Below are 17,562 nucleotides of genomic sequence, written 5' to 3'. Positions count from 1 at the left end.
GGAGGCGTCAGCTCTCGAGCTGGATGAACTGGCGCTCGCACAGCCGGCGGTAGGCACCGCCCTCGGCCATCAGCTGCTGGTGGCTGCCCTGCTGCACCACCGCCCCCTCGCACAGCACCACGATGCGATCGGCGTTCTGCACCGTGGCCAGACGGTGGGCGATCACCAGCACCGTGCGGCCGGCCATGGCGGCCTCCAGGCCCGTCTGCACGGCGGCCTCGGCCTCGGCGTCGAGGGCGCTGGTGGCCTCATCCAGCAGCAGCACGGCCGGGTTGCCCAGCACCGCCCGGGCGATCGCCAGGCGCTGCAACTGGCCGCCCGAAAGGTTGCTGCCCCGTTCCTCGATCCGGCTGCCGTAGCCCTGGGGCAGGCGGCGGATGAAGCCATCCGCGTTGGCGATCCGCGCCGCCTCCTCGATCGCCGCCGCCGTGGTGCTGCGGCCGAAGGCGATCGCCTCGGCCACCGTGCCGGAGAACACACTGCTCTGCTGCGGCACCAGCGCCACGGCCTGGCGCAGCTCCCGGGCCCGCAGGTCGGCCAGGTCGTGCCCATCGAGCAGCACCCGGCCCTGCTGGCAGGTGTTGAAGCGCAGCAGCAGGGAGAACAGGGTGCTCTTGCCCGCGCCGGAGGGGCCCACCAGCGCCACCACCTCGCCCGGATTCACCCGCAGGCTCACGGCCTTGAGCACCGGCTGACCCGGGCAGTAGGCGAAGCTCGCCTCCTCCAGCACCAGCTCGCCGCGCACCTCCCCCAGGGGCCGGGCGCCGGGCCGGTCACGCACCTCCACCGGCTCCCCCTCGATCGCCCGCAGCCGCTGCAGCGAGGCCTGCCCCTGCTGGAACTCGTTGTAGTTGGTGGTGAGGTGGGCGATCGGATCGATCAGCATCAACAGCGCCGCCACGTAGCTGCTGAACCCCTGGCTGTCCAGGTCGCCCGACTGGATGCGCCAGGCGCCGATCCACAGCACGGCCAGGATGCCTGCCGCCTCCAGCAGCCCCACCACCGGATGCTGCAGAGCGAGCAGCCGCAGGGTGCGGTAACGGGCCTGGCGGTGCAGGTCGATCTCCTGGTCGAAGCGTTGCTGCAGCCAGGGTTCGGCCGCGAAGGCCCGCACCAGGGGCAGCCCGGCGATGGCCTCCCCCAGCAGGCTGGCCAGTTCGCTCACCTGTTGCTGGCTGCGCTCCGCCGCCCCCATCACCCGGGCGCCGAAGCCACTCACCAGCAGGGCCACCACCGGCGCCAGCAGCAGGGTGGCCAGGGCCAGGGGCCAGTCGAGCCAGAGCATGTAGGTGAGCACCGCCAGCAGCTGCAGGGCGCTGGGCGTGGTGTCCTGGATCGTCTTGTAGATCACTTCTCCCACCCGGTCGGCGTCTTCGGTGAGCCGGTAGGTGAGATCCCCGGCGGAGAGCTTCTCGAGGGCGTTGAAGTCGAGCCGCTGCAGGCGGGCGAAGAGCTGGTGGCGCAGGGTCTGGCTCACGTGCAGGGCCGGGCTGGCCAGCAGCGTGTCCTGGCCGAACTGGGCCGCCTTCTGCACCATGAACACCCCCAGCGCCGCCAGGATCGTCTGCAGGGTGAGGCCCACGTCGCCGGCGCCGATGGCGGGGATCAGCCGGCCCGCCAGCCAGGCCAGCAGCGGCCAGCAGAGCACGAACACGAGGATGCAGGCACCCCCGGCCAGGAGCCGCCGGCGGTAGGGCCGCAGCAGGGGCCAGAGCCGACGGACCGTGCTGGCGAGGCTGGCCTTGGGCGGTGCGAGCATCCCGGCACGCTATCGCCCGTGGCGGCGGCATCCCGTTCCAGGATGGGCCGGTGCCGCCTGGGTTCGTGAAGCTCGATCAGTTCCTCAAATTCCAGGGCCTGGCGGCCACGGGCGGTGAGGCGAAGCTGCGCATCCAGCGGGGCGACGTGCGCGTCAACGGCGTGATCGAAACCCGCCGCGGCCGCCAGCTGGCTCCCGGTGATGCGGTGGGCATCGATGGCCGTGAGCTGCTGGTGATGCCCGGGCCGCCCAGCCGCTGACGGACGGCCCGTTAGCGTTTGCAGCACGTCGCTGGGAGTGGACCGTTGGCCAAGGCCGTCATCGCAGGCAACTGGAAGATGCACATGACCTGCGCCGAAGCGCGGGCCTATGCCGCCGCCTTCCGCCCCCTGATCGCCGCCCTGCCGTCTGACCGGCAGGTGCTGATCGCCCCGCCCTTCACCGCCATCCCCACCCTCAGCCGCCACCTGGAGGGCACGGGCGTGGCCATCGCCGCCCAGAACGTGCACTGGGATGAACAGGGGGCCTACACCGGCATGGTGTCGGCACCGATGCTGGTGGAGCACGGCGTGACCCACGCGATCGTGGGCCACAGCGAGCCGCGCAAGTACTTCAGCGAGTCCGACGAGCAGATCAACCTGCGGGCCCGCACCGCCCAGAAGCATGGCCTGATCCCGATCCTCTGCGTGGGGGAGAGCCTCGATCAGCGCGAGACCGGCGAGACCGAGCGCGTGATCTTCCGCCAGATCGAGCAGGGGCTGGAATCGGTGGATCCCACCCGGCTGATCGTGGCCTACGAGCCGATCTGGGCCATCGGCACCGGCAAGACCTGCGCCGCCACCGAAGCCAACCGCATCTGCGGCCTGATCCGCGGCTGGGTGGGCCACAACGACGTGACGGTGCAGTACGGCGGGTCGGTGAATCCCGCCACCATCGATGAGCTGATGACCCAGAGCGACATCGACGGCGTGCTGGTGGGCGGCGCTTCCCTCGATCCCGACAGCTTCGCCCGCATCGCCAACTTCCGGGTGTCGGCGGCGGTGTGAGGGCTGACGCCTGTGCTGACACCTGCGGAGCGGCCTGGCCGCAGGGCTGGCGCCGGCGCCCCCTGGTGATGGGGGTGCTCAACCTCACCCCCGATTCCTTCAGCGACGGCGGCCGCTACGACATACCCCGCCGGGCCCTGCGCCATGCCGCCGCCATGGTGGCCGCCGGTGCCGACCTGCTCGACCTGGGCGCCCAGAGCACCCGCCCCGGGGCCGAGGAGGTGGGGCCCGAGCAGGAGTGGCGGCGCCTGCAGCCCGTGCTCTCCGCGGTGCGGGCCTCCCAGCCCCAGCTGCCCCTCTCGGTGGACACCTTCCAGCCGGCGGTGGCGGAGGCGGCCCTGGCCGCGGGAGCCAGCTGGATCAACGACGTGCGCGGCGCCAACCCCGACCGCCGCGATCCGGCCATGGCACGCCTGGTGGCGGCCTCCGGCTGCCCCTACGTGCTGATGCACAGCCGAGGCGACAGCGCCGGCATGGATGCCCGCGCCGTGTATGGCGATGTGGTGGAGGAGGTGCGCGGGGAGTTGCTGCAGGCCACCGAGGCCGCCGCGGCGGCCGGAGTGGCCGCCGAGCGGATCGTGTGGGATCCGGGCCTCGGCTTCGCCAAGACCACCGAGCAGAACCTGGCGCTGCTGCGCCACCTGGACCGTCTGGGCGCCGAGGGCTTCCCGCTGCTGGTGGGCCCGTCGCGCAAGCGCTTCATCGGAGCGGTGCTGGATCAGCCCCGGCCGCGGGCGCGGATCTGGGGAACGGCGGCGGTGTGCGCCCATGCCATCGGCCAGGGGGCTGCCGTGCTGCGGGTGCACGATGTGGCTCCGATCAGCCAGATCGCCCGCATGCTGGCGGCCATCGGCTCAGACCCTCAGGAGATCGCGTAGTCGATCTCTCCCCTGGCGTTCACCTTGGCCTGGGAGAAGAACCGGGCCATCCCGGGCGAGATGTACCCCTTGGCAGCCAGGATCTCGCCAAGCCGCCCTCCGCCTGTGCGCTGCGCCGCCAGGGCCTCCTCCAGCTGGGCCTCGCTGACCGCCCCCATGTCCAGCAGGCGCTCGCCCAGCCGCTTGTCGTTGAAGCCGGAGGCGTCGAACAGGCTGGGGTTGAGCAGCAGGTCGATCATCTGCGGCGGCACCGAGAGATTCAGCCGCAGGAACTCGCCGAAGCGCTGGGTTTCGGCGAAGGGCCTGTACTGCTCCAGCAGTTCCTCGAGCTCGTCGAGTTCGATCACGCCGGCCTGAACGAGTTTGTTGCCGAGGTTCTGGTTGGTGAAGGTGGCGTCGGCGACCTGGTGGCCATCCAGATTCCCTTCCACCAGCTCAGGCGCGCCGAAGAACTCCTGCACCCAGGGGTCCTGCTGGAGGAACGCGAACAGATCCCGCGGGGGCACGGTCATGCCGCCGAAGTACTCCTCGATCAGTTCCTCGAGAAAGGCCACCTCCGTGGTGGGGCCGATGACCTGGAACGGCACCCGGGCCGAGTGGCCATTGCCGATCAGCTCCAGGCGCACCTGGTCTGAGGTCAATCGGAACCTGAACATCCAGCCAGCCGGAGAATCCGGACGTGATCCTGACAGCAAGCTAGCCGTGAACCCCGGGCTTGCGAACGCCGCGACCCCGGTCCGTTTGCTATCGGTTCGTTTCCTATCAATGTGTGCGCAGGGCGGATCAGTGGGTGGCAGGTTCCAGGATCCCGCCTACGTTCCAGGAATACCTCCTCCCCATTGTCGCGAACCGTGACAACCAACCCTGAACGTGGCGGCACGGCGGCTTCCCTGGGCGGGTTGGTCCAGGGCTTCATCCACAAGCTCCGTTCCGCCTTCGCAACGAGCCTCGATCTGATCGACGAGCTCGTGCACCACCGCTTTTTCCAGTCCCTTCGGGACGTGGACTGGAGTGCCTACCAGCTGGGGCCGATCCTGATCGCCTCGGTGCTGATCAATCTGCTGGAACTGGCCTCGCCCCTCTACATCAACATTGTCTACACCTCCATCCTGCCCACGGGCTCCATGTCCAGCCTGGTGGTGCTCTCGGTGGGGGTGCTGCTGCTGATGGCGCTGGGGGGCTGGCTGAAGTCCGTGCGCCTGGGCCTCACCGGTTCGGACGGTGCCCGCCTCCAGCACCAGCGCCGGATGGAGGCGTTGATCCACTTCTCCCACATGCGGCTGTCGGACTACCTGAGCCTGTCTCCGGCCGCCCATGCCGAGCGTCTCAACAGCATCAACCAGCTGCGGGATGAAAGCTCCCTCCAGGCGGTCACCACCGCCATCGATCTGGTCTTCTCCCTGCTGTTCGTGCTGGTGCTGTTCCTGATCGCCGGCAGCGTGGGGGTGGTGGCCGTGGTGGCGATCGTGATCTACCTGCTGCGGGCCCTGGCCTTCGCCCGCCAGTTCGAGGTGTTCTCCAAGCGGCGCGACCTCCTGGAGCTGGACCGCCTCGGCTACCAGAGCAAGGTGATGGGCGCCATCGACCTGATCAAGTCCAACGGGCTGGGCCGTCAGTTCCTGGTGGGCAATGAACAGCGGCAGGAGCAGCTGGCCTGGCAGCGGATGGTGAACTCCCGCTTCAGCGGCCAGCAGCAGGCCTTCAGCAGCCTGATGAGCCAGTTCACCCTGGCCGGCATCGTCACCTGGGGTGCGGTGCTGGTGATCCACGGCCACCTGTTGGTGGGCGCCCTGGCCGCCGCCCTGCTGCTGGGCGGCAAGATCCTCTCCCCCTGGCAGCAGGCCATGGCCCTGTGGAGCAGCTACCGCCGCCTCAGCCATGCCCGCGATGAGTACGACGCCCTGATGGCCATGCCGATCGAGCCGGAGGGGGGGCTGGAGCAGCCGCGGCTATCCAGCGGCAGCGCCGTGACCATCAGCCTCGCGCGCCAGCCCCTGGTGGCGATCCAGGGCGGCAGTGTGACCCTGCTCCGCGACAGGAACTTCGGTGCCGAAGTGCGGCACCTGTTCTTCTCCCTGATCCAGATCGAGCCGGATGACCAGCTGATGCTGAACGGTCTGCCCATCGCCGACTACCAGCGTGAGGCCCTGCGGGAGGTGATCCAGTTCGTTGACCCCGCCCGGGACTTCTTCGAGGGAACGCTCCTGGAGAACATCACCAGCTTCCAGCCCCGCACCTACCAGCGGCGTGCCCTGTTCTGGTCGTATCTCTCCGGCCTCGATGCCCAGGTCCGCTCCCTGCCCAACGGCTACAGCACCACCGTGGGGACCTCGGTTCCCACAGGACTCTCCAAGGATGTGCACCAGCTCTTCCACGTGATCACCGCCCTGGCCCGATCACCCCAGCTGCTGCTGATCGACCTGAGCGACTGTGCCTACGGCAAGGACTTCATTGATGGTTTGGAGCGGATCCTGCGCCGCACCCGGGGCAAGACCACGGTGCTGATCAACGGCGCCGGGCGTGTGCTCTCCTCCCTCAGTGACCAGGAAGTGGAACTGACCGCCGCCGGCGGTGAGGTGATCGCATGACGACGTTATCCAGCTCCATGCTGCTGAGGGATCTCACCCTCAGCCCCGAAGCGCCGATGGCCTTCTGTCTGCGGCTTCTGCTGCAGCAGATGATGTGGACCGGTCGCCCCGAAGAGCTGTTCGATCTGCTCGGCAGGGATCCCCGCCACCTGGATCTGGTGGATGCCCGCAACGTGTTGCTGCGGCTTGGTTTCAGCAGCCGCATGGAGGTGGTGGAGAGCTGGGAGCAGGTGAGCCCCCAGCTGCTCCCCGCCCTCTACGTGACCCCGGACAACGTCCCCTTCGTGCTCTCGCGCACCTCCAGGGGGGAGCTGGTGGCGGGCAACGTCAACGGACGCTGCGGCCTGATGGATCTGCCCGTGAACGGGCGGATCGTGATTCTGCAGGAGCGGGGCACCCAGGACCGCACCACCCTTCTCCAGCAGATCGTCTACCGGTTCAGCAACCGGATCGGCGTGCTCTATGGCCTCAGCTTCGCGCTGGCCCTTCTGGCCCTCACCCTGCCCTTCTACATCCGGGCGATCTAAAACATCGCCATTCCCAGCACCAGCCTCATCTCCACCTTCTGGATCTTTCTTGGGGTGCTGCTGCTGTTCTCCCTCGACTGGGTGCTGAGGCAGTGGCGTTCAGCCCAGCTCGCCCAGTTGGCCGGGCGGCTGGATGCGCTGGTGGGGGTGAATCTGATGGAGAAGCTCTTCGGGCTCGACTACCGCCAGATCGAGACCCTCGGCCGTGCCGGGCTCAACAACCGTCTGCGCAACCTCGACAGCCTGATCGGCTATCTGCAGGGGCCACTGGCCCTGGCTTGCCTCGATTTCCCCTTTGTGGTGATCTACCTCGGGGCGATTGCTTTCATCAGCGGCTGGCTCGTGATCGTGCCGCTCATCCTGATGGTGCTGAGCGGTCTGCTGGTGTGGCTCCTGTCCCGTTACTACACCGGGGCGGCCGAGCTCAACCTGGCCACGGGCATCGGCATCGGCCAGGCCCAGCAGGAAATGGTGAGCCGCTTCCTGGAAGTGAAGCTGGCCAATGTGGAGTGGGTCTGGCTGCAGCGGCTGCGGGGCCTCTCCGCTCAGAGCACCAGCAGCTCCCTGGTGCTCAATCGCCAGGTGGGGCGCCTTCAGATCATCACCAGCACGGCCGCCCAGCTGGCTGGTGTGCTCACGCTGGCCGTTGGGGTCTGGATGTCCTTCTCCAGCAACCAGGGGCCCGCAGCGATGGGCAACCTGATCGCCTCGATGTTCTTTGTCTGGCGGGTCTTCACTCCCTTCCAGCAGCTGATGAATGCTCTGCTGCGCTATTCCACGATGCGCACCCAGTACGCGCAGCTCAACCAGTTCTTGAAGCTCCGCTCGCCATCCCGCACGGCAGGTGGGATGGCCCTCTCCTCCACCCGGATGCGTGGGTCGGTGATCCTCGATTCCGGAGCCTGTCGTCTTGGTTCGGAGGGCGTGCTGGCCATCACGCGCGTGTCCCTGTCCGTCTCCCCGGGACAGATCCTGGCCATCACTGGCAATCCGGGCTGTGGCAAGTCCACCACCCTGCGGGTGATCGACCAGCTCTATCCACTGGTGAGCGGCACCTTGCTCTTCGATGGTCAGGATCACCGTCAGTTCAGCACTGAGGTGATCCAGCGCAATGTGGCGTTCCTCATGCCGGATACGGCGTTGTTGCCGGGCACCATCTGGTCGAATCTCACCGCCATGAACCCCAATGCCTCGGTGCCTGGGGTGCAGCGCGTGTGTGAGCAGCTTGGGTTGAGCGGATTCCTCTCCACCCTCAAGGATGGCCTGGAAACGGAGCTCACCGATGAAGTGGTGTACCAGCTGCCCAGCGGTTTGCGGAAGCTGCTTGCCCTGGCTCAGGCCGTGATCAAGGACACTCCGATCCTGCTGATCGATGATTTCACCCAAGGGTTGTCACCCGATCAGTTCCAGATCGTGATCGACGCGCTGCCGGGCTTGCGCACCTGCACGTTCAGTGGACAACAGCGCAGCGTGATCATTGCCACCGATAACAAGATGCTGCTTGAACAGGCTGATCGCCTCTGCATCCTGGACAAGGGTGTCACCACCTTCCAAGGCACCGCAGACGAGCTTCGTGCCCGCATGCAGAAGGCCAGCTAGCAGGCTGGCCTGTTGGTTCCACGTTGTTCGCAAGTTCTTCCTCTCCATCCCTGTCCAACCGGTTTTCGCTTCCCTCCCATGGCTTCCCTCTCCACCCAAGGTCCTGACAACCCCACTCCTGATGACGCCCTGGCATTGCCACCGGCGGGGGGCATTCTTTCCAAGCTTCCGGGCATGGACAGCCCGGATGCCATCACCCTGGTGGGCCGCAACCGTCTCAGCCAGGCGCTGGAGCTGGAGGAGAAGCCCGATAACCGCTATCTGCGTCTCAGTCTCTACATCCTGGGCGCTGCCGCCCTGATCTTTTTCCCCTGGGCGGCGCTGACGCCCATCACTCAGGTGGTTCAGGCCTCCGGGGAAGTGATTCCTGAAGGCGAGGTGAACGTGGTGCAGCACCTCGAAGGTGGCATCGTGGCCAAGGTGGATGTGGCTGACGGCGAGGAGGTCACCAAGGGTGAGGTGATGCTGGAGCTGCGGCCGAACCTGGTGGAGAGTGAATACAAAGCGACCGAGCAGCAGCTCAACAATCTCTTGGCTCAGCAGAAGCAGCTGCAGGCAGCGATCCGTGGTGAGCGTGTCTTTGTGGCTGAGCCAGGCAAAGTGGCCGATGCCCAGCGCAATCTGCTCAACAGCCGCATTGATAACCGCACCGATGAAATCGACCGTATCCAGGCTCAAGTTGACCAGAAGCGTGCTGAGATCACAGGTCTGAACAATCAGATTTCCCGTTTCCAGAGAGAGATTCAGCTCTACCGCGAGCAGCGTCAGATGTATGCTGATCTGGTAGCCACGGGCGCAGCCTCCAGGCTTAATCTCCTGAATGTCGAGCAGCAGCTCGCGGCGGCCAACACCAAACTTGCCGAGTTGGTGGGGGCTCGCAATGAAGCCACCAAGTTGCTCGCTGAAGCCGAAGCCAACCTGCGCAGTCTGCAGTCTGGAATTCGCCTCGAACAGAATTCTCAGATCGCGCAGTTGGTGAATGAAGAAGCCGTTGTCGCGGAGAACATCAAGAAGGTGCGCAACCAGTTGGATCGCACCAAAATCGTTGCCCCTGTCGATGGTGTTGTCAGCGACCTGCGCTTCAAGGCACCTGGTGCGGTCATCGGTCCGGGTGCCGTGGTGCTCTCCGTGGTCCCGAATGGCACCAAACGGCTGGTTGAGGTGCGCGTGCCCTCGTCTGACATCGGCTTCGTGCGGCCCGGCCAGGCAGTGGATGTGAAGCTCCAACCTTTTGATTCCAGCATCTATGGCTCTGTGCCTGGCCGTGTGATGACGATCGCCGCCTCAACGGTGCAGGATCCCGATGATCGCCGCTATTACTACAAGGCGCGCATTCAGCTGGATCGTCAGTTTGTGGATGTGCAGAACCGCAAATACCCGATCCAGGTCGGCATGCCTTTGGTGGCCGACATCAAGGGCCCGCAGCGGAGTGTTCTCCGCTACATCTTCCAGCCCTTCACACGGACGCTGGATTCTGCGCTTCGCGAATCCCGCTGAGCGCTGATCCGAAGGCCGGTCTCTGCCCTTTCACAGGCGGGGACCTGGAGGCCCCTCCTGGGGGTGTTGTCCCTTTTGGTCGACCAATCCTGTGTTCGGCCAAGCTTTGGCTGACAAAGCGGGATCCAAGGCCGGCAGGCCTGGATCGAAGACAGTCCGCTGCAGCGCTTCAGCCACGCCAGCAGCGCCGGCCGTGCAACGAAATGTCCCCTCTGAGAAACTCTCAGGCGGATCTCAGATTTGGGAAAAGCAGGCTGGAGCTGTGGTCTGGGCCACCAGGGCCCCATGACCGGCCGATTTTCAGGCTTTGTACCGGTTCCTGAGCGTGCGTGCAAGGCCCAGGGGGCGATTGCTTCATAGGGTGTCTGTGGAGCTCTATGAGGGTTGGCCATGACTAGTTCCTTTATCCCGGGGCCCCCCAGCGATGAATCCCTTGCCTCCAGCGCCGTAACCGGGCAGGAAGCCCAGGCCATGGAGGATGAGAACCGTGCGACAGGGAATATCACCGACCGCCGCGACTACCGCTCGCCTGCCTCCGGTGACAACCCCGGCGGTGCCACTGGCTTTCGCGATGCGGTCGACAACACCACCCCGGAGGAAGTCAACCCCAATGATGTCGGGGCGCTGAGGCCCACGACGCCGTCACCCCAGCCGGAAGAACCGAGTTTTGATGCGGCCGGTGGCAGTGGTGGTGTTCCGGGAGTGAACCCGGCGTCGCAACCCCCACAGAGTCCTTCTTCTGTCCCCGCCAGCGTGATCGGGGCCCCGCCTCCGTTCGATGCACCCGATCTTTCTGCGGCAGCGGCCGGACCTGGAGAACCTGAGCAGCCTGGTCCTCAGCCCCCTGAGGCTGATGACGACAGCCCTGAGCCAGGTCCTGGCCCGGGCACCCCGCCGGCCCCTGCAGCTCCCCCAACTCCTTCTTCGCCTCCCACCCCTGAGGAAGAGATCCCGCCTGGGGATGACGACGACGACATTCCTCCCGGCGATGACGACGACGACATCCCGCCTGGGGATGACGACGATGACATCCCTCCCGGCGATGACGACGACGACGTCCCGCCTGGGGATGACGACGACGACGTGCCCCCCGACGACGACGACGACGACGTCCCGCCGGACGACGATGACGACGACGCGTCGGACGATGACGACGACGACGACGATGCGTCGGACGATGACGACGACGATGCCTCGGATGACGACGATGACGCGTCGGATGATGACGACGATGCGTCGGATGACGACGACGACGATGACGACGCGTCCGGGGATGACGACGACGACGCCTCAGGCGACGACGACGATGACGCCTCGGATGACGACGATGACGCGTCGGATGATGACGACGATGCGTCGGATGACGACGACGACGATGACGACGCGTCCGGGGATGACGACGACGACGCCTCAGGCGACGACGACGACGATGCCTCGGATGACGACGATGACGCGTCGGATGATGACGACGATGCGTCGGATGACGACGACGACGATGACGACGCGTCCGGGGATGACGACGACGACGCCTCAGGCGACGACGACGATGACGCCTCGGATGACGACGATGACGCGTCGGATGATGACGACGATGCGTCGGATGACGACGACGACGATGACGACGCGTCCGGGGATGACGACGACGACGCCTCAGGCGACGACGACGACGATGCCTCGGATGACGACGATGACGCGTCGGATGATGACGACGATGCGTCGGATGACGACGACGACGATGACGACGCGTCCGGGGATGACGACGACGACGCCTCAGGCGACGACGACGATGACGCCTCGGATGACGACGATGACGCGTCGGATGATGACGACGATGCGTCGGATGACGACGACGACGATGACGACGCGTCCGGGGATGACGACGACGACGCCTCGGGCGACGACGACGATGACGCCTCGGATGACGACGATGATGCGTCGGATGATGACGACGATGCGTCGGATGACGACGACGACGATGACGACGCGTCCGGGGATGACGACGACGACGCCTCAGGCGACGACGACGATGACGCCTCGGATGACGACGACGATGCGTCGGACGACGATGACGACGCGTCCGGGGATGACGACGACGACGACGCCTCAGGCGACGACGACGATGACGCCTCGGATGACGACGATGATGCGTCGGATGACGGCGACGACGATGACGACGCGTCCGGTGATGACGACGACGACGACGCCTCAGGCGACGACGACGACGATGACGCCTCGGATGACGACGATGATGCGTCGGATGACGGCGACGACGATGACGATGCGTCCGGGGATGATGACGACGACGACGCCTCAGGCGACGACGACGACGATGCCTCGGATGACGACGATGACGCGTCGGATGATGACGACGATGCGTCGGATGACGGCGACGATGATGACGATGCGTCCGGGGATGATGACGACGACGACGCCTCAGGCGACGACGACGACGATGCCTCGGATGACGACGATGACGCGTCGGATGATGACGACGATGACGATGCGTCCGGGGATGATGACGACGACGACGCCTCAGGCGACGACGACGACGATGCCTCGGATGACGACGATGACGCGTCGGATGATGACGACGATGACGCGTCGGATGATGACGACGATGCGTCGGATGACGGCGACGACGATGACGATGCGTCCGGGGATGATGACGACGACGACGCCTCAGGCGACGACGACGACTTCAAACCTCCCTTCGATGAGTCTGAATCCGACTCTGATGCGAAGGAGAACAACGGGTTCGGCAATGGGGATCAAGATGCCCCAGGTCACTCCGGTCCTCATAACAACGCAGAAAATGCAGAGGAAGGACATGGATCACGCGGAGGCAAGTTTGCCGCCGAGTCCAGTGTGGCTCCCATCGCCATCGACCTGGATCACGATGGCAGCCTGAGCTTCCTCTCACGGGATGCGGGAGTTGCCTTCGACTACGGCGATGGCAACGTCGCCACGGCCTGGGTTGACTCCAACGATGGCCTGCTTGTCTTCGATTACAACCAGGATGGTTTGATCACTGAAGGCAAGGAGCTTGTCTTTACGCTTTGGGATCCCACGGCTCAGACCGACCTTGAGGCGCTGTCGAATTACTTCGACAGCAACTCCGACGGAGCCCTGAACAGTCAGGATGATCTGTTTGATGCTCTTGGCGTCTGGCAGGATCTCAACTCCAACGCCATTACGGATCCTGGCGAGCTGGCTTCCCTGGCTGACCGTGGAATCGAGGCTCTGGACCTCACTTACGTCCCAGAGTCCGAGCCCTCCGTTCAAGCGGACGGTGATGTCCTGGTCCACGGGGAGGCTGCGGTGGACTACACCGATGGGTCTCAGGGCCTGCTGGCGGATGCTGAGTTTGCGGTTGATCCCCAGCAGACGGCTGACGAACCAGCCGCCCAGTCGCAGGAAGCCCCTGAGCAACAGGAGGCGGCCTCGCTTGACCAGCCTCCCGCGGCGCCGCAGGGCGAGCCAGCAGCCGAAGAGGATGCCTCAGTGGCTGACCTAGTTGATGCCTATCTCCACCCAGAGGCCGATCCCGCTTCCTCCAGCGCTGATCAGCAGCCCGATCCTGCTGACGTCTCCACGGCCAGTGTTGATGATCTGGTTAACCAGTTCATCGAGGAACATCCTGTTTCGGATGAGTCACTGGCTGAGCTCGCCCTCGATGTTCAGGATTCCACGGATGACGATCCAGGTTCCCACCTGGAGCTTGATCCTGCCCTGAGCAGTGAGAGTGTGATCGGAGTGGGCGATGACTCCGGCACGGCCGACGATTCTGATCTGACAGACCAGTTGTCTGAGCAGGATCTGCTGGCGCCGGTGGACGATGTCTCCGTCGTGCAGCCCTCAGCCGATGAGTACGACTCCTATGTTGATCCGGGGGGTTGATCCCCCCCTGATCCAAGGCATCATGCCTGGAGTTTCCGGTCACGGAAGAGGGTGGTTTGAAACCTGCAGATCAACCTGGTGCAGTCCAGGAATCTGTTCCTTGTCACCCTGCTTCGGGTGATCTGAACGGACAGCCTCACCACGGCGGCGACCTTGAGGTCGCCGCCATTCTTGCTGCCTGTTATCTCGTCCGGCAGATCCTGCCATCAGGTCGATTTCTCTATCGCATCGATCCTTCTCAGCCTGAAAATACGACGCCAAGCTATAATCTTCTGCGTCATGCGGGAAGTTTGTATTCCCTCTGTCAGGCCTCTACGCAGCTGGGTGAAGACCTTGATCGATTCACCGGTCTCACCCATCCAGCTCTCGTCGCCAGACTGCGGCTCTGCGGGCGTTTTCTTCAGTCGTTTCTGAGGCCTTTGCCGGGCCATCCCGATACCCTTGTGGCCTGGAGTGTGCCTGGGAAGAATGATGGCGTTCGGGTCGAGCAGGTGAAGCTCGGTGGTGTGGGCCTCACTCTCCTGGCTCTCGCCGATCTCTCAGTTTTCGATGAAGCTGCCGTCGATCCCTCGGTTCTGCCGCGGCTGGGAGCGGGGATTCTGGCGATGCAGCGCTCCGATGGCTCCTTCGTGAGCAAGTGGGTGCCATCGGAAGGCGGGCCCCAGACCGACTGGGTGTCCCTCTTCTATCCGGGTGAGGCTGCCCTGGCTCTCTGCCGGCTGGGGGCTCTGGCGCCAGCCGGCAGAGAGCCGGCCACGGATCAGTGGTACGCCGCCGCGGGTCTGGCCCTCGAACACCTGGCCATCACGCGCCAGGCCCTACAGCCTGCACAGGTGCCGCTCGATCACTGGGCGCTGATCGCCACCGGGGCCTGGCTGAAGGATCCCCGTGCCGACCAGGCCCGTTCTGCTCTGCTGCTGCACCATGCCCGCCAGGTGGCTGAAGCCATGCTGTCGCGCCAGCAGCTCGGTTACAGCGATCCCCGCCTGCACGGGGCCTTCTCCAGCAGTGGCGGCACGGCCACCACCGCCACCTGTCTGGAGGGCCTCCTGGCCGTGCGGCACCTGTTCCAGGACGACCTGCCGATGGCGCTCGCGATCGCCGAGGCCTGCGAACGGGGGGTGGACTATCTCATGCGCTGCCAACTGCGCTCTGGCCTCTGGACCGGCGCCATCCCGGGGATGCGGCAGCCTTCCCCGGCGGAGGTGCGCATCGACGATGTGCAGCACGCCCTGTCCGCGTTTCTGGGAGAGATGGAGGCCCGCCCCCGTCGTGCTGCTCCACCCCAGGCGACCGCGCCGGCCGCCACGCCACTCCCCGCTGCGGCCGTGGGTGTGGCAGTGGCTGGCCCAATCGGCGCTGACCCTATTGGAACTGACCCGAACGGAGCGGGACTGCTGTCCGCCTCCCTCTGCCATGAATCCCTGGCCCTCGGGCTGCGCTTCCTGCTGGCCTGCCAGCAGGACGACGGGGGCATGGCCTACGAGGTGCCGCTCCGGCCGGCCCCACTGCCGCAGGGCCGACACCAGGTGCGCGAGGCCGGCGGGGTGTGGGGGCTGGCTCTTTACCTGCACCGGTCTCGGCTCGATCAGCCCGAGCGGAAAGCGATCTGGAAGGCCCTTAAGCGGGCGTTCGAGTTCGTGCTCCGCCACAGTGTGCTGGAGCGCGGTCAGCGTCGGGTCATTCCGCCCGATGCCAGCTCGGGATTCCTCGGCACCACCGCCCTCTACGGGCTTGCCCTGGTCGAGATGCTGGCCCAGCCCGACTGCCCCGATCCGGCCCAGCACCAGGCCTTGCTGGAGGAGCTGCTGGCCTTTCTGCTCAGCTGCCGCAGCGAGCGGGACCGCTTCCATGCCCGCTACCGCCTGGACAGCGGTGAGCCCTTCCGCGATCCCAGTCCCTATTTCGACGGCGAGAGCCTGCTGCTGCTGAGCCGTGCCAGTCGCCTCCTGGGCCTCTCCACCTACACCGTTCTGGCCCGCAGCGCCGGCGACGCCATGTTCGAGGCCTATGCCGAGCAGGCCCTTCAGGCCCGCGAACTCAGCGATCTCTGCAAGGGCTTCTACCAGTGGGGTTCGATGGCCTTCACCGAGCTCTACCTGCTCGATCCGGGGGAGGACCGCTGGCGGCAGCGCACCCTGGCCATGGCCGACTGGATCCTCACGGTGCACCGGGTGCTCGGGCGGCGCCGCAACACCGGCTATGCCTTCGAGGGGTTGGTGTCGGCCTACCGTCTCGCCCGGTTGAGCGATGCCGGGCCCACGGCTGACCGGTTGCGGGAGTCGATCGAGGCCGGCCTGCTGAAGCTGTGCCGCTGGCAGGTGGGGGGGTCCCTGCAGCTGTCCCAGCTCCAGGCCGTGCTGCCCCGCAATCCCCTGGCGATCGGGGGCGTGCTGGGAGAGCCGGACGAAACCCTGCTGCGCATCGACACCACCCAGCACCAGATGCATGCCCTGATGCTGGCCGAGCGCCATCTGGAGGGCCTGGCCCCATGACAGCCGCGTGCTGGGATCTCTCCCTCACCCTCTCGGATGGACGCCACGGGCCGAGCCGGAGCCGGTTGGCCCTCGCCCTGGAGGACGGGAGGTCGAGCGCGGATCTGGTGCCCCCGCTGGTGGCGGCTCTCGCACCGCTGCCGAGGCCGTCGTGTCAGCCGGTGTGGCTGCGGCTGCGGGTGGTGCCTCCGGATCAGCCCGGCGCCGCGGTTGCCACGTGGAGGGATCCCCTGCACCGGCAGCTGCTGCAGCAGCTGGACCTCGATCCGGCCCTGCCGCTGCAGTGGCGTGCCCCGGTGCTGGGGGATCCGGCCCACAGGCTCTGGCTGGATCGCACCAGCCTCGGCTCCGGCTCCGCCGCCGCCGAAGCCCTGGCGGCCCTGCAGGCCTTCCTGCTCCGTCTGGTCGGCATCGATGGATCACTGCCTGCCGCCGTGCCGGCCGGCACCAGCCTTGGCGTCTGCGGCCGCGCCCGCGTGCTGTGGAGTCTGCTGCTGCTGCAACGGGCCATGCCCTCCCCAGCCATGGAGCTGGCGGTGCTGGCGGTCACGCGCTCGCTGCTGCCGGCACTCCAGGCCCATGGCAGTCCAGCCGTGTTGCCCTCCCTGCCCCTGCTGCTGGCGCTGGTGGAGCTGGGAATCCACGCCAACCTGGCCGAGACGCTGGGGCGCAGGATCGGCCACCGTCTGCCCGCGCTGCCCCCGGGTCCCCGGGCCCAGGCCCTCTGTGCCCTGGTGGGGCTGGCCCGCCACGGAGCCGCTCCGGCCGGCTGGCTGGCTTCCTTGAGCAGCCTGGTGACGCAGCTGGCGGGGGATGGGGCGCCACGCGTGGCTGCCCGCACCTGGTGTCTGGCGGCCCTGCAGCAGGCCATGGCTCTGCAGGGCGAGGAGGGCGAGCAGGTGCACGGCCTGGTGCGCACCCATGCCGCGGGGCTGGTGCCCTCCTCGCTCAGGCCGCCACCGCAGACTCCCCTGACCCTGGGTTCAGCCCTGCGCCTGGCGCTGTTCAGCAGTGTGGCGGCGCAGCTGGATGGGCCGGGCGGGCCGCCGCCGGATCGGAAGCTGGGCGAGCGGGTGCTGGCTGCCTTGCTGGCGCGCCAGTGCGGGCCCGAACAGGCGCTGGAGAGTGAGCAGCCCCAGGTGGTGCTGGGCGGCTCACTGGCGATGGGGAGCGGGCTCCTTGAGCCCATGCCCCGGGTGCGGCTGGCCAGCCAGCTTCCCCTGCTGATCGGCCTGCTGGCCTGGCAGAGCGCCTGGTGGGAGGCAGCGGCATGACC

Annotated in this window: 12 protein-coding genes; 10 read left to right on the top strand and 2 right to left on the bottom strand. The window is 66.5% G+C overall.

From position 1 onward, the window contains the following. Positions 1-7 precede the first annotated feature (7 nt). Complete coding sequence (locus CPCC7001_RS04890; protein WP_006911619.1) at positions 8-1,759, bottom strand: ABC transporter ATP-binding protein; 1,752 nt, start codon at positions 1,757-1,759, stop codon at positions 8-10. Between the two features lie 65 nt (positions 1,760-1,824). Here CPCC7001_RS04890 and CPCC7001_RS04885 point away from each other — a divergent pair, with 65 nt between their 5' ends. The 3 genes from CPCC7001_RS04885 (at position 1,825) to folP (ending at position 3,683) form a co-directional block, all read left to right on the top strand. Then, a complete protein-coding gene (locus CPCC7001_RS04885; RefSeq protein WP_043368625.1) occupies positions 1,825-2,019 on the top strand; it encodes an RNA-binding S4 domain-containing protein in 195 nt (64 codons plus the stop codon). A 45-nt stretch (positions 2,020-2,064) separates the two neighbouring features. Then, a complete protein-coding gene (gene tpiA, locus CPCC7001_RS04880; protein ID WP_006910964.1) occupies positions 2,065-2,805 on the top strand; it encodes a triose-phosphate isomerase in 741 nt (246 codons plus the stop codon). Between the two features lie 68 nt (positions 2,806-2,873). Further along, on the top strand, positions 2,874-3,683 hold the full coding sequence (folP, locus tag CPCC7001_RS04875; protein ID WP_006911581.1) for a dihydropteroate synthase: 810 nt from the start codon (positions 2,874-2,876) through the stop codon (positions 3,681-3,683). Here folP and CPCC7001_RS04870 read toward each other — a convergent pair. Continuing rightward, complete coding sequence (locus CPCC7001_RS04870; protein WP_043368624.1) at positions 3,668-4,324, bottom strand: hypothetical protein; 657 nt, start codon at positions 4,322-4,324, stop codon at positions 3,668-3,670. The two genes, folP and CPCC7001_RS04870, sit on opposite strands and share 16 nt — an antisense overlap. A 210-nt stretch (positions 4,325-4,534) precedes the next feature. Here CPCC7001_RS04870 and CPCC7001_RS04865 point away from each other — a divergent pair, with 210 nt between their 5' ends. From CPCC7001_RS04865 to CPCC7001_RS04840, 7 genes are all read left to right on the top strand, one after another. Beyond that, positions 4,535-6,271, top strand: a complete 1,737-nt coding sequence (locus tag CPCC7001_RS04865; RefSeq protein WP_006909893.1) for an ABC transporter transmembrane domain-containing protein — start codon at positions 4,535-4,537, stop codon at positions 6,269-6,271. Beyond that, complete coding sequence (locus tag CPCC7001_RS15750; protein WP_225867174.1) at positions 6,268-6,798, top strand: hypothetical protein; 531 nt, start codon at positions 6,268-6,270, stop codon at positions 6,796-6,798. Before CPCC7001_RS04865 ends, CPCC7001_RS15750 begins: the two co-directional genes overlap by 4 nt. Before the next feature lie 54 nt (positions 6,799-6,852). Continuing rightward, positions 6,853-8,397 (top strand): ATP-binding cassette domain-containing protein, encoded by a 1,545-nt coding sequence (locus tag CPCC7001_RS04860; protein WP_006909810.1) that lies wholly within the window; start codon positions 6,853-6,855, stop codon positions 8,395-8,397. A 78-nt stretch (positions 8,398-8,475) separates the two neighbouring features. Beyond that, positions 8,476-9,894, top strand: coding sequence for an HlyD family type I secretion periplasmic adaptor subunit (locus CPCC7001_RS04855; protein ID WP_006909038.1), 1,419 nt, complete (start codon positions 8,476-8,478; stop codon positions 9,892-9,894). A gap of 390 nt (positions 9,895-10,284) precedes the next feature. Further along, positions 10,285-13,791, top strand: coding sequence for a hypothetical protein (locus CPCC7001_RS15010; RefSeq protein ID WP_156796680.1), 3,507 nt, complete (start codon positions 10,285-10,287; stop codon positions 13,789-13,791). 506 nt (positions 13,792-14,297) lie between these two features. Further along, positions 14,298-16,286 (top strand): hypothetical protein, encoded by a 1,989-nt coding sequence (locus CPCC7001_RS04845; RefSeq protein WP_225867173.1) that lies wholly within the window; start codon positions 14,298-14,300, stop codon positions 16,284-16,286. Then, entirely contained in the window at positions 16,283-17,560 is a 1,278-nt protein-coding gene (locus CPCC7001_RS04840) for a hypothetical protein (RefSeq protein WP_043368621.1), read from the top strand. The genes CPCC7001_RS04845 and CPCC7001_RS04840 overlap by 4 nt, the downstream gene beginning before the upstream one ends. Positions 17,561-17,562 lie beyond the last annotated feature (2 nt).

It is taken from the genome of Cyanobium sp. PCC 7001, from assembly GCF_000155635.1.
Classification (GTDB): domain Bacteria; phylum Cyanobacteriota; class Cyanobacteriia; order PCC-6307; family Cyanobiaceae; genus NIES-981.
This window is presented reverse-complemented; position numbering and strand designations above follow the sequence as displayed.